Annotated in this window: 13 protein-coding genes and 1 pseudogene; 6 read left to right on the forward strand and 8 right to left on the reverse strand. The window is 50.6% G+C overall.

The annotated features are described in order from the left end of the window. Positions 1 to 18 precede the first annotated feature (18 nt). From tnaB to yieF, 5 genes and pseudogenes are all read left to right on the forward strand, one after another. Positions 19 to 816: pseudogene (tnaB, locus tag A7589_RS22015) on the forward strand (low affinity tryptophan permease TnaB); the annotation flags it as partial. Positions 817 to 950: 134 nt separating this feature from the next. Beyond that, positions 951 to 2,126 (forward strand): multidrug efflux MFS transporter MdtL, encoded by a 1,176-nt coding sequence (gene mdtL, locus A7589_RS22020; RefSeq protein WP_000085977.1) that lies wholly within the window; start codon positions 951 to 953, stop codon positions 2,124 to 2,126. Next, positions 2,101 to 3,060: an HTH-type transcriptional regulator YidZ gene (yidZ, locus tag A7589_RS22025; protein ID WP_010354156.1), complete on the forward strand. Its 960-nt coding sequence runs from the start codon at positions 2,101 to 2,103 to the stop codon at positions 3,058 to 3,060. Before mdtL ends, yidZ begins: the two co-directional genes overlap by 26 nt. 156 nt (positions 3,061 to 3,216) lie before the next feature. Next, positions 3,217 to 3,966: a 4'-phosphopantetheinyl transferase family protein gene (locus tag A7589_RS22030; protein ID WP_010347267.1), complete on the forward strand. Its 750-nt coding sequence runs from the start codon at positions 3,217 to 3,219 to the stop codon at positions 3,964 to 3,966. Between the two features lie 21 nt (positions 3,967 to 3,987). Next, positions 3,988 to 4,554, forward strand: coding sequence for a class I chromate reductase YieF (gene yieF, locus A7589_RS22035; RefSeq protein WP_001291116.1), 567 nt, complete (start codon positions 3,988 to 3,990; stop codon positions 4,552 to 4,554). A 56-nt stretch (positions 4,555 to 4,610) separates the two neighbouring features. Here the strand turns inward: yieF and adeP are convergent, their stop codons facing one another. After that, positions 4,611 to 5,948, reverse strand: a complete 1,338-nt coding sequence (gene adeP / locus A7589_RS22040) for an adenine permease AdeP (RefSeq protein WP_010354153.1) — start codon at positions 5,946 to 5,948, stop codon at positions 4,611 to 4,613. Positions 5,949 to 6,114: 166 nt separating this feature from the next. On the opposite strand from adeP, the gene yieH reads away from it, so the two are divergent. Beyond that, the gene (gene yieH, locus A7589_RS22045) at positions 6,115 to 6,780 is read left to right on the forward strand and encodes a 6-phosphogluconate phosphatase (protein WP_000078046.1); all 666 of its coding nucleotides are present in this window, start codon (positions 6,115 to 6,117) and stop codon (positions 6,778 to 6,780) included. Positions 6,781 to 6,849: 69 nt separating this feature from the next. Here yieH and phoU read toward each other — a convergent pair whose 3' ends face one another. The 7 genes from phoU to A7589_RS22080 form a co-directional block, all read right to left on the reverse strand. Beyond that, positions 6,850 to 7,581: a phosphate signaling complex protein PhoU gene (phoU, locus tag A7589_RS22050; protein WP_000377802.1), complete on the reverse strand. Its 732-nt coding sequence runs from the start codon at positions 7,579 to 7,581 to the stop codon at positions 6,850 to 6,852. Between the two features lie 14 nt (positions 7,582 to 7,595). Continuing rightward, complete coding sequence (gene pstB / locus A7589_RS22055; protein ID WP_000063120.1) at positions 7,596 to 8,369, reverse strand: phosphate ABC transporter ATP-binding protein PstB; 774 nt, start codon at positions 8,367 to 8,369, stop codon at positions 7,596 to 7,598. Positions 8,370 to 8,459: 90 nt separating this feature from the next. Then, positions 8,460 to 9,350, reverse strand: a complete 891-nt coding sequence (pstA, locus tag A7589_RS22060) for a phosphate ABC transporter permease PstA (RefSeq protein ID WP_001251991.1) — start codon at positions 9,348 to 9,350, stop codon at positions 8,460 to 8,462. Continuing rightward, positions 9,350 to 10,309, reverse strand: coding sequence for a phosphate ABC transporter permease PstC (pstC, locus tag A7589_RS22065; protein WP_000741617.1), 960 nt, complete (start codon positions 10,307 to 10,309; stop codon positions 9,350 to 9,352). Before pstC ends, pstA begins: the two co-directional genes overlap by 1 nt. Positions 10,310 to 10,394: 85 nt before the next feature. Continuing rightward, positions 10,395 to 11,435, reverse strand: a complete 1,041-nt coding sequence (gene pstS, locus A7589_RS22070) for a phosphate ABC transporter substrate-binding protein PstS (RefSeq protein WP_000867163.1) — start codon at positions 11,433 to 11,435, stop codon at positions 10,395 to 10,397. Between the two features lie 249 nt (positions 11,436 to 11,684). Beyond that, a complete protein-coding gene (locus A7589_RS22075) occupies positions 11,685 to 12,752 on the reverse strand; it encodes a fimbrial protein (RefSeq protein ID WP_105282685.1) in 1,068 nt (355 codons plus the stop codon). Between the two features lie 10 nt (positions 12,753 to 12,762). Further along, positions 12,763 to 13,148, reverse strand: a 386-nt coding sequence (locus A7589_RS22080) for a FimD/PapC C-terminal domain-containing protein (RefSeq protein ID WP_286174600.1), incomplete at its 5' end; no start/stop codon positions are given.

Below are 13,148 nucleotides of genomic sequence, written 5' to 3' on the forward strand. Positions count from 1 at the left end.
ATATAGGGGCAAATCCATATTACCTCATTGTTCCTCGGTCTGAAGATTATCTCCTTTGTCATTGTGTTTGGCTCTTTCTTCTTCCAGGTCGATTATTCCGTTCTACGTGATGCCACCAGCACGACTGCGGGGACGTCTTACTTCCCGTACATTTTTATGGCTCTGCCAGTGTGCCTTGCGTCATTTGGTTTCCACGGCAATATTCCCAGCCTGATTATTTGCTATGGCAAACGCAAAGATAAGCTAATCAAAAGCGTGGTTTTCGGTTCGCTGCTGGCACTGGTGATTTATCTCTTCTGGCTGTATTGCACGATGGGGAATATTCCGCGTGAAAGTTTTAAAGCGATTATCTCCTCCGGCGGCAACGTCGATTCACTGGTGAAATCGTTCCTCGGCACCAAACAACATGGCATTATCGAGTTTTGCCTGCTGGTGTTCTCTAACTTGGCTGTCGCCAGTTCGTTCTTTGGCGTCACGCTGGGACTGTTCGATTATCTGGCGGATCTATTTAAGATTGATAACTCCCACGCCGGTCGTTTCAAAACCGTGCTGTTAACCTTCCTGCCACCCGCGTTGTTGTATCTGGTCTTCCCGAACGGCTTTATTTACGGGATCGGCGGTGCCGGGCTGTGCGCCACCATCTGGGCGGTCATTATCCCAGCGGTACTGGCAATCAAAGCCCGCAAGAAGTTTCCCAACCAGATGTTCACGGTCTGGGGCGGCAATCTCATTCCGGCGATTGTTATCCTCTTTGGTATAACTGTGATTTTATGCTGGTTCGGTAACGTCTTTAACGTGTTACCTAAATTTGGCTAAGCTCTTCAAGAAGTCAGCGATTATTCGCTGGCTTCTTGCCTGTCAGGAAATCACTTATGTCCAAATGGCAACTCGCCTGATTCTCCTTCACCACGTATGCTTTGCGCCACCTTCCCGTCAGGACGCTTTAGCTCATGTCCCGTTTCTTAATTTGTAGTTTTGCCCTGGTTTTACTTTATCCCGCAGGGATTGATATGTACCTCGTTGGTTTACCGCGCATCGCCGCCGACCTCAATGCCAGCGAAGCGCAGTTGCATATTGCGTTCTCCGTTTATCTGGCGGGGATGGCGGCAGCGATGTTATTTGCTGGTAAAGTGGCTGATCGTTCAGGGAGAAAACCGGTCGCCATACCCGGCGCGGCGCTATTTATTATCGCCTCGGTGTTCTGTTCACTGGCTGAAACCAGCACGTTATTTCTTGCCGGGCGATTTCTGCAGGGACTGGGCGCGGGTTGTTGTTACGTGGTGGCGTTCGCCATTTTACGTGACACACTGGACGATCGACGCCGGGCAAAAGTGCTGTCGTTACTCAACGGCATTACCTGCATCATTCCGGTGTTAGCGCCAGTGCTCGGACATCTGATTATGCTTAAATTCCCGTGGCAGAGTCTGTTCTGGGCGATGGCAATGATGGGCATCGCGGTACTGATATTGTCTTTGTTTATCTTAAAAGAAACGTGCCCTGCCGCCCCCGCAGCTTCTGACAAACCACGAGAAAATAGCGAGTCGCTGCTTAATCGGTTTTTCCTCAGCCGTGTTGTTATCACCACCCTCAGCGTTTCGGTGATCCTCACCTTCGTGAATACGTCGCCTGTATTGATGATGGAAATCATGGGTTTTGAGCGCGGAGAATACGCCACCATTATGGCGCTGACCGCAGGCGTCAGCATGACCGTTTCATTCTCCACGCCGTTTGCATTGGGAGTTTTTAAGCCGCGAACGCTGATGATCACCTCGCAGGTGTTATTCCTGGCGGCGGGTATCACCCTTGCCATTTCACCTTCCCACGTGATTTCTCTGTTTGGCATCACGCTGATTTGCGCCGGTTTTTCGGTGGGCTTCGGCGTGGCAATGAGTCAGGCATTAGGCCCGTTTTCGTTGCGCGCAGGCGTAGCCAGCTCGACCTTAGGCATCGCACAGGTTTGCGGTTCATCACTGTGGATTTGGCTGGCGGCGGTGGTCGGTGTCGGTACATGGAATATGCTGATCGGGATTCTGATTGCCTGTAGCATAGTGAGCCTGTTGCTGATTATGCTCGTCACTCCTGGACGCCCTGTTACCGCTCATGAAGAAATCCATCACCACTCTTGACCTTAATTTGCTGCTCTGCCTGCAACTACTGATGCAGGAGCGCAGCGTAACCAAAGCGGCGAAGCGGATGAACGTAACGCCTTCGGCGGTGAGCAAGTCATTGGCAAAACTTCGGGCATGGTTTGATGATCCGCTCTTTGTGAATTCACCGCTGGGTCTGACGCCTACACCGCTGATGGTCAGCATGGAACAAAATCTGGCGGAATGGATGCAAATGAGCAACCTGCTGCTGGATAAACCGCATCACGAAACGCCGCGCGGCCTGAAGTTTGAGCTGGCGGCGGAGTCGCCGCTGATGATGATCATGTTTAACGCGCTATCAAAACAGATCTACCAGCGTTACCCACAGGCGACTATTAAATTACGCAACTGGGATTACGATTCGCTGGATGCGATTACCCGTGGCGAAGTGGATATCGGCTTTTCTGGTCGTGAAAGCCATCCCCGTTCGCGGGAGCTACTAAGTTCACTGCCGTTATCCATTGATTATGAAGTGCTGTTTAGTGATGTACCCTGCGTCTGGCTACGCAAAGATCATCCGGCACTACGTGAAGCGTGGGATCTGGATACCTTTTTACGTTATCCGCATATCAGCATTTGCTGGGAACAGAGCGATACCTGGGCGCTGGACAATGTGTTACAGGAGCTAGGCCGAGAACGTACGATTGCCATGAGTCTGCCAGAATTTGAGCAGGCGCTATTTATGGCGGCGCAGCCCGACAATATGCTACTGGCAACCGCGCCGCGCTACTGTCAGTACTACAATCAGCTCCACCAACTGCCGTTGGTTGCTCTTCCTCTCCCGTTTGACGAAAGCCAGCAAAAAAAGCTGGAAGTACCGTTTACTCTGCTGTGGCACAAACGGAATAGCCATAACCCAAAGATCGTCTGGTTACGGGAAACCATAAAAAATATTTACGCCTCGATAGCATAATAAAATCGTATAAAACGCGACCATATTTCACGATGGAATGTAAAAAACATGTAATAAACTTATCCAAATCGAACTTTTCGCCTCTTTGGTCTGTCCATAGTTCCAGCAAATGATTACTCTTGTATTCATAATGGACCATTAAGCATGGAGCGAAAAATGGCGACTCACTTTGCCCGAGGGATTTTAACGGAAGGACATCTGATATCTGTTCGTCTCCCCTCCCGGTGTCATCAAGAAGCCCGAAATCTACCCCCTCATCGTCAAAGTCGTTTTCTGGCGTCCAGAGGTTTACTCGCAGAACTGATGTCTATGCTGTATGGCATAAGCGAATTACCAGAGATCGTCACCCAGGCTAAAGGAAAGCCGGTTTTCCTCGATAAAAATTTGCCATCATTTTCAATATCCTATGCCGGAAATATGGTCGGCGTGGCGTTAACAACCGAAGGTGAGTGTGGTCTTGATATGGAGCTACAGCGCGCGACACGCGGGTTTCATAGTCCCCACGCACCCGATAACCCTATTTTTTCCAGCAATGAATCGTTATGGATCAGTAAGCAGAACGATCCTAACGAAGCGCGGGCGCAACTGATCACTTTGCGCCGAAGCGTGCTAAAACTTACCGGCGATGTACTGAATGACGACCCGCGCGATCTGCAATTGCTGCCCATTGCCGGACGCCTGAAATGTGCCCATGTAAATCATGTAGAAGCGTTATGCGACGCAGAGGACGTGCTGGTGTGGTCCGTGGCGGTCACTCCAGCGATTGAGAAGCTCAGTGTCTGGGAGTTAGATGGTAAGCAAGGCTGGAAAAGTCTGCCGGATATTCACAGTCGCGCCAACAACCCCACCAGCCGGATGATGCGTTTTGCCCAGCTCTCTACCGTGAAGTCTTTTTCGCCAAATTGATAGACAACCACAGGAGTCATCATGTCTGAAAAATTGAAGGTAGTTACGTTACTGGGGAGCCTGCGCAAAGGCTCATTTAATGGCATGGTTGCACGTACACTGCCGAAAATTGCCCCTGCGGGTATGGAAGTCAATGCGTTACCTTCCATTGCCGACATTCCCCTGTATGACGCTGACGTACAGCAGGAAGAAGGTTTTCCAGCGACAGTTGAAGCTCTGGCGGAACAGATCCGTCAGGCTGACGGCGTAGTGATCGTCACGCCGGAATATAACTACTCCGTGCCGGGCGGACTGAAAAATGCCATCGACTGGCTATCTCGCCTGCCGGATCAACCGCTGGCCGGTAAACCGGTGTTGATTCAGACCAGCTCAATGGGCGTGATTGGCGGCGCGCGCTGTCAGTATCACCTGCGCCAGATTCTGGTTTTTCTCGACGCGATGGTAATGAACAAACCGGAGTTTATGGGCGGTGTGATTCAGAACAAAGTCGATCCACAAACCGGAGAAGTGATTGATCAAGGAACACTGGATCATCTGACCGGACAATTGACCGCATTTGGCGAGTTTATTCAGCGGGTGAAACTCTAAATAAAAAAACCCGCCAGCGGTAACTCATGGCGGGTTTTTTTAACGAGTTATCGATTTTAGTGGGCGTCGATAAACACAATCTTCAGGATAAACAGCAGCGCAACGATGATTACGCACGGGCTTAGATCACGCAGACGTCCGGTGCCGATTTTCATTACGCAGTAGGAAATGAAGCCCAGCGCGATACCTTCGGTAATAGAAAAGCTGAACGGCATCATCACGGCGGTAATAAACGCCGGAACAGATTCAGTAAGATCCTGCCATTTCACGCGAGCAAGACTTGAAGTCATTAGTACGCCCACGTAGATCAGCGCGCCAGCAGCGGCATAGCCAGGCACCATTCCCGCCAACGGTGACAGGAAGATAACCAGCAGGAATAGCAGGCCGACAACCACTGCCGTCAGACCGGTACGACCGCCAACGGAAACGCCGGAAGAAGACTCAATGTACGCCGTGACGGAAGATGTACCGATAAATGAACCGGTAACAGAAGAGATACTGTCGACATACAGCGCCTGCTTCATGCGCGGAAATTTACCTTTCTCATCCGCCAGACCCGCTTTATCGGTCACGCCAATCAACGTACCGGAAGAGTCAAACAGGTTGACCAGCATGAAAGAGAAAATCACCCCTGCCAGTCCGAGGTTAAACGACCCGGCCAAATCCACATGACCCACGACCGTCATCACGCTCGGCGGTGCGGAGACAATGCCGTTGTAGTGCACATCACCCAGCATCCAGCCCAGCAGCGTCGTCACCACGATGGAAACCAGTACCGCCGCGTGAATGTTGCGCGAGGCCAGAATAGCAATGATGAAGAAGCCGAGGATACCTAGCAGCACGCTGTGAGAAGTCAGGTTACCGATGCTAACCAACGTTTCCGGGTTAGCGACAATAACACCTGCGTTTTTCAGCCCCATCATACCAATGAACAGGCCGATACCGCTGGTGATCCCCACACGCAGACTCACCGGAATGTTGGCAATCATCCAGTAGCGAACGCGGAAAATCGTCAGTAACAGCAGACCAATCGCGCCCCAGAAGATTGCGCCCATCCCGACCTGCCATGGCAAGCCCATCGCCTGCACAACGACAAAAGCGAAGAACGCATTCAGACCCATAGCGGGAGCCAGCGCGACTGGCAGGTTAGCAAACAGCCCCATCAGAATACTGCCGAACGCAGCAATCAGACAGGTGGTGACGAAGACGGCGCTGGTATCCATGCCAGCGACGCCGAGAATTTGCGGGTTAACAAAAACGATGTAAACCATCGTCAGGAAGGTGGTAAAACCAGCGATCACTTCGGTCCGTGCCGTCGTGCCATGTTCGCGCAGTTTAAACACGCGTTCCAGCATCCCCTGGCCAGAAGCCTGGGTTGTGTGTTGTTGACTCATTATCTATTTCCGAACAAGGAGGGAAAATCCGTCGCTATCGTATACCAAAATGAGACAATATGGACGGCTGAAGATAATTTTTTTTCATTGTATTTGCTTATACGGCAACGATTGCGTCGCGCCAATCTGCATGACGAAAACGTTAAACTAACGATAAAGGAAAGACATGTCCCAGATAGAAGCGGTATTTTTCGACTGTGACGGTACGCTGGTCGATAGCGAGGTCATTTGCTCTCGCGCCTATGTCACAATGTTCAGGGAATTTGGCATTCACGTTGACCTGGAAGAAATTTTTACCCGTTTTAAAGGCGTAAAACTCTACGAAATCATCGACATCATTAGCAAAGAACAGGGCGTAGAAATAGTTCGTGCCGATGCCGAGCACGTTTACCGTGCGGAAGTGGCGCGTCTGTTTGATAGCGAACTGGAGGTGATTGCGGGTGCTAACGAATTGCTGGCGAGCGTTAACGTGCCGATGTGCGTCGTCTCTAACGGCCCGGTCAGCAAAATGCAACATTCGCTTGGCAAACTCAATATGCTGCACTATTTCCCGGAAAAACTGTTCAGCGGTTACGACATCCAACGCTGGAAGCCCGATCCGGCGTTAATGTTCCATGCTGCAAAAGCGATGAATGTGAACGTTGAAAACTGCATTCTGGTTGATGACTCCAGCGCCGGTGCGCAGTCAGGAATCGATGCCGGTATGGAAGTGTTTTACTTCTGCGCTGACCCGCACAATAAGCCGATCGTTCATCCGAAAGTCACTACTTTTACCCATCTTTCACAGTTACCAGAACTCTGGAAGGCTCGCGGCTGGGATATCACTCAGTAAATAAAGAGACCGGTGATATATCTCACCGGTCAGATTACGTACTCGCAGATTGCCGGATGCGGTATACGCTTAGCGTGACGCTTTCGGATCTTTCTCTGCCAGCAGTTTATCCAGTTCATCGCCGCCGACGTGACGGAAATCCTGACCCTTCACGTAGTAGAAGATGTATTCACAGATATTCTGGCAGCGGTCGCCGATACGCTCGATGGAGCGCGCGCAGAACAGCGCGGTAAGTACGCTCGGAATGGTACGCGAATCTTCCATCATGTAGGTCATCAGTTGACGAACAATACCTTCGTACTCCTGATCGACTTTTTTATCTTCACGATAAATTCGTACCGCTTCGTCAATATCCATGCGCGCGAACGCGTCCAGCACGTCATGCAGCATCTGGATTGTGTGACGCCCCAGCGACTCCAGACTCACCAGCAACGGCTGATGCTGCTGGGAGAATTTCTCCAGCGCAGTACGGCAGATTTTGTCCGCCACGTCGCCAATACGCTCTAGCTCGGCAATGGTTTTGCTGATCACCATAACCAGTCGCAGGTCGCTCGCCGTCGGCTGACGTTTGGCAATAATGCGCACGCAGGCTTCATCGATCGCCACTTCCATCATGTTGACGTTTTTGTCGCCTTCGATCACACGCTTCGCCAGATCGCTGTCCTGGTTGTGCATGGCGGTGATGGCATCAGTAAGCTGTTGCTCCACCATGCCGCCCATGGTCATCACCTGCGTGCGGATACTTTCCAGTTCGGCGTTGAACTGGCCGGAAATATGTTTATTAAGATTGAGACTGTCCATAACGCACTCCTGAATCAACCGTAACGACCGGTGATGTAGTCTTCTGTTTGTTTCTTCGCTGGCTTGGTGAACAGATCGTCCGTGTTGCTGAACTCAATCAATTCGCCCATATACATAAATGCCGTGTGGTCGGAACAACGCGCAGCCTGCTGCATGTTGTGGGTGACGATCACCACGGTGTAATCCTGCTTCAGTTCGGTAATCAGCTCTTCAATACGCCCGGTGGAGATAGGGTCGAGTGCCGAACACGGTTCATCGAGCAGCAGCACTTCCGGGCGAATGGCGATACCACGAGCAATGCACAGACGCTGTTGCTGACCACCAGAGAGAGAGTAACCGCTCTGGTGCAATTTATCTTTGGTTTCGTTCCACAATGCGGCCTTGGTCAATGCCCACTGTACGCGCTCGTCCATGTCGGCACGAGAGAGCTTCTCAAACAGACGGACACCAAAAGCGATGTTGTCGTAAATGGACATCGGGAACGGCGTCGGTTTCTGGAACACCATGCCCACTTTCGCACGAAGCAGGGCGATATCCTGAGTGTTAGTCAGGATGTTGTCGCCATCGAGCAGAATTTCACCTTCCGCACGCTGATCCGGGTACAGTTCAAACATTTTATTGAAGGTACGCAGCAGCGTCGATTTACCGCAGCCGGACGGCCCGATAAACGCCGTAACCTGGTTTTTAGCGATATCCAGGTTGATGTTTTTCAGGGCATGGAATTTGCCGTAGTAGAAGTTCAAATTACGAACCTGAATTTTACTCGGGGCAGTTTCAACCATACTCATTGCAATCTTTTCCTCATCGTGCCTGATGCACTTCGCTAATCAGGCTTACCGTAGGCCGGATAAGGCGCTCACGCCGCATCCGGCAAAGTGTTAACCGTGTTTATTCTTCGCAAAAACAACGCGCGCCAGAATGTTCAGCAGCAGGACGCACAGGGTGATGATCAATACCCCGGCCCAGGCCAGTTGCTGCCATTCCGCAAATGGGCTCATCGCAAACTTAAAGATCGTCACCGGCAGGTTGGCAATCGGCTGCATCATGTCGGTGCTCCAGAACTGGTTGGAGAGCGCGGTAAACAGCAGCGGCGCAGTTTCACCAGCAATACGGGCAATCGCCAACAGGATACCGGTCATGATCCCGGATACCGACGCTTTCAGCGTAATCGCGGAGATCATCTTCCACTTCGGCGTACCCAGCGCATAAGCCGCTTCACGCAGGCTGTCCGGCACCAGCTTCAGCATGTTCTCGGTGGTACGGATAACAATCGGCACCTGCAACAGCGCCAGCGCAATCACGCCCGCCCAGCCGGAGAAGTGCTCCATCTGCGCCACCACGATGGTGTAGACAAACAGACCAACCACAATCGACGGTGCAGAGAGCAGAATGTCGTTAATGAAGCGAATCACTTCTGCCAGCCAGGATTTACGACCATATTCCGCCAGATAAATCCCCGCCATGATGCCCAGCGGCGTACCGAATACCGTGGCCCACAAAATTAACAGGCCGCTACCCGCCAGGGCGTTCGCCAGACCACCGCCTTCGGTATTTGGCGGCGGCGTCATTTCGGTGAACAGCGCCAGCGACATACCGTCGATACCGCGAGTGATGGTGGACATTAAAATCCAGATCAGCCAGAACAGGCCGAAGGCCATCGTCGCCATTGAAAGCGTCAGCGCAATACGGTTTTTGAGGCGGCGACGCGCCTGCATTTTGCGGCGGGATTCCGCCAGCGCCGCAGTGGTTTGCATTTCAACCATAGCCATTAGCGTGCCCCCTCATTCTTAGCCAGGCGCATAATCATAAACTTCGATGCGGCCAGGACGATGAAGGTAATTACAAACAGGATCAAGCCCAGTTCCATCAGTGCGGCAACGTGCAGGCCAGATTCAGCTTCCGCAAATTCGTTGGCCAGCGCAGAGGTGATACTGTTGCCCGGCATGTACAGCGAGGCGCTGTCGAGCTGGTAGGTGTTACCGATGATAAAGGTCACCGCCATGGTTTCACCGAGCGCGCGCCCCAGTCCCAGCATAATGCCGCCGATAACACCATTTTTGGTGAACGGAAGAACGATACGCCAGATAACTTCCCAGGTGGTGCAGCCGATACCGTAGGCCGACTCTTTCATCATCACCGGGGTTTGTTCGAACACATCGCGCATTACCGCCGCAATGTACGGAATGATCATAATGGCGAGGATCACACCTGCCGCGAGGATACCGATACCAAAGGCCGGGCCGGAGAACAGAGCGCCGACAATCGGGATATTCGACAGGATATTGCCAACTGGCTCCTGGAAGTAAACGGCAAACAGCGGCGCGAAGATAAACAGGCCCCACATGCCATAAACGATACTTGGAATGGCTGCCAGCAGCTCAATGGCGATCCCCAGCGGGCGTTTCAGCCAGCCTGGCGCAAGCTCGGTCAGGAACAGGGCGATACCGAAACTCACCGGAACGGCGATCAGCAGCGCGATAAACGAGGTCACCAGCGTACCGTAGATCGGCACCAGCGCCCCGTAGATATCGTTCGGCGCATCCCACTCTTTGGTCCACAGGAAAGCCAGACCAAATTTCTGAATGCTCGGCCAGGAGGAGATGATCAGAGAGACAATAATGCCACCCAACATCAATAGCACAATCAGCGCCGCCAGTTTTACCAGCACGCTGAAAATTATGTCGCCCTTTTTACCCGGTGGGTTAAAAGCAGGCTTGGTTGCAGCCATAAGTTACTCTTCAGTTAAACGCGTTTACAAAGTCATTTTGTAATGCCGGATGCGGCGTTAGCGCCTTATCCGGCATGGTGTTTTATTAGTACAGCGGCTTACCGCTACTGTCTTTAATATTGGTCTTCCACGCAGCGCGAACCTGTTCTACAACGCTCTCCGGCAGGCTGGCGTAATCCAGGTCATTAGCCTGTTTCGCTCCGGTTTTGTACGCCCAATCGAAGAACTTCAGCACTTCAGTGCCCTGCTCAGGTTTCTTCTGATCTTTGTGGATCAGTATGAACGTGGTAGAGGTGATCGGCCATGCATCTTCGCCTTTCTGGTTGGTCAGATCCTGAGCGAAGGTTTTGCTCCAGTCTGCGCCTTTTGCTGCATTGGCAAAATTTTCTTCGGTCGGACTAACCGGTTTGCCATCAGCGGAGATCAGTTTGGTGTACGCCAGGTTGTTCTGCTTCGCGTAAGCATATTCAACGTAACCAATGGCACCCGGCAGACGCTGAACGAACGCGGCGATACCGTCGTTACCTTTACCGCCCAGACCGATCGGCCATTTTACGGTAGAGCCAGTGCCAACGTTGTTTTTCCACTCTTCGTTCACTTTCGCCAGGTAGCTGGTGAAGACGAAGGAAGTACCGGAGCCATCTGCGCGGCGCACTACGGCAATGTTCTGTGAAGGCAGTTTCAGACCCGGATTCAGTTTGGCGATGGCTTCGTCATCCCACTTTTTGATTTTGCCCAGGTAGATGTCACCGAGAGTTTTACCATCCAGCACCAGTTCACCAGATTTCAGACCCGGCAGGTTAACCGCCAGTACCACGCCGCCAATCACGGTCGGGAACTGGAAAAGACCTTCCTGAGCCAGTTTTTCGTCAGACAACGGCGCATCAGAAGCACCGAAATCAACGGTGTTAGCGATAATCTGTTTTACGCCACCGGAAGAACCGATACCCTGGTAGTTAACTTTATTACCGGTTTCTTTCTGGTAAGTGTCAGCCCATTTGGCATACACCGGCGCAGGGAAGGTTGCACCTGCACCTGTCAGGCTTGCTTCTGCAAACACAGAGAAAGCACTCATCGATAAGGTCGCGGCGACAACAGTTGCGACGGTGGTACGCATAACTTTCATAATGTCTCCTGGGAGGATTCATAAAGCATTGTTTGTTGGCTACGAGAAGCAAAATAGGACAAACAGGTGACAGTTATATGTAAGGTTTATGACAGTTTTATGACAAAAGAATATTATTAACTAACATGTTGATTTTTAATCATAAAAAAAGATGACTGATGTCATCTTTTTGTCATGGTGCCAGGAAAAAACGACGAAGAATATGCATAAGATGACAACGGCGCGTGGATCACCGTTGCCAGACTGCGGCTAGCGAATAATCTCAACGGTTATCGTTGCTGTTGCGGTAAATGTTCCGGGCGCGGGGCGAGCGCCGGTCAGACTTGCTGGTGCAGCAGAAAAAGTGACATGTCCCGATTTTTCACCAAAGACGTTTGTTTCGCCCATATCTGTCGGTAACTCCCCACCGTTAACTTTTATTTCTTTACTATTTTTATCGTAAATTTTAATGCCCACATTTGGATTTGACGTGACAACCATAGAATTATCCGTACTGGATTCAGTAGCATAAAATGATGTGGTGATATCGTCTGTATTCAGTAACCCCAGGTTTTCACACTCAATAGTGACGGTTTTAGTGATTTTATGCGTTGTTACCGCACTCCCGGCAACAGATGAAAAATCTGCGGCGGGTATTTCTTTAAAATCAAAATAAATCGGCTGTAAATTATTAATTTCGCAGGTTTGTGCCGCAGTGATATCGCCACGAATGTAAACGTCGGCCAGCGGTTGAGAATAGTCAACCGGCGTATCACGACTTATGGTTCCATACAACGTAGATATCTTTGTTTCAGGAATAATTAGCTTTCCCGCAAAGGTTTTTTTGATATAAAAAGAAATGTTCGCTTTCGCACCGCTGGAAACATTCAAAGGGGAAATACGGCCACAATCGTAACTGGTAGTAGGCTTATTAGGATGATACTCAAACGGGGCATTAACCATTCCAACCCCAAGAATATCAATTGCAATACCCACATCGAGATTCGGATTAAGATTATAATAATTCAAATTTGAGTGAACACCAGCAAAGATTAAGGCATCATTGATTATGGCTGTATAGTAAATATAGGAGAATCGATCTAAAGGCCCCGTATCACAATGACAGCGACCTGGATAAGAGGCACCATTAGTCACCGTAGTGTTAAATATTGAACCTACTCTGTTCTCGTTTGCTGTAATAAGATAGCCTGAAAAATTAAGCGTACTATGAAAAACTCCATTATCTGGAGTACATATTCCTCTGGGAGCAGCTAGTGTTACGCCACTAAAAGAGATAATAAGAACAGCCAGCCACCATCGTATAATATTCTTGTTCATAAAAATCCTTTTAATGACATGTCACGTCTTGCTCAATTAATCCACTTTCACTTGCAGGTAATGAGAGTGTGTAATCGAAGGTACATTTTGTGGTCGCATTTTCGCCCCAGGATAATGTTACTTGCCCCTTTTCAGGAAGCCCCGAGAGATAAAGCTCGCCATGCTCCCCCACAATCCCTGAGTTTGCAGAGGACGTACTTTGTACTGAAGCCATCGCGCCAAATGGTGCTGGCTTACCTTTTACATTCATGACTCTGAATAAAACACGGTAACCCACATGAGTAACAAACTCAGCTTTAACCACTGCGCCACGCGTCGGAATCATCGTCACGACGGTATTATCAAGCTCGATATTTGCTTTCGAGAAATAGTTATCACTGGATTTGCCCCTATATT

The organism is Escherichia sp. MOD1-EC6475 (genome assembly GCF_003046645.1).
Lineage (GTDB): Bacteria > Pseudomonadota > Gammaproteobacteria > Enterobacterales > Enterobacteriaceae > Escherichia > Escherichia ruysiae.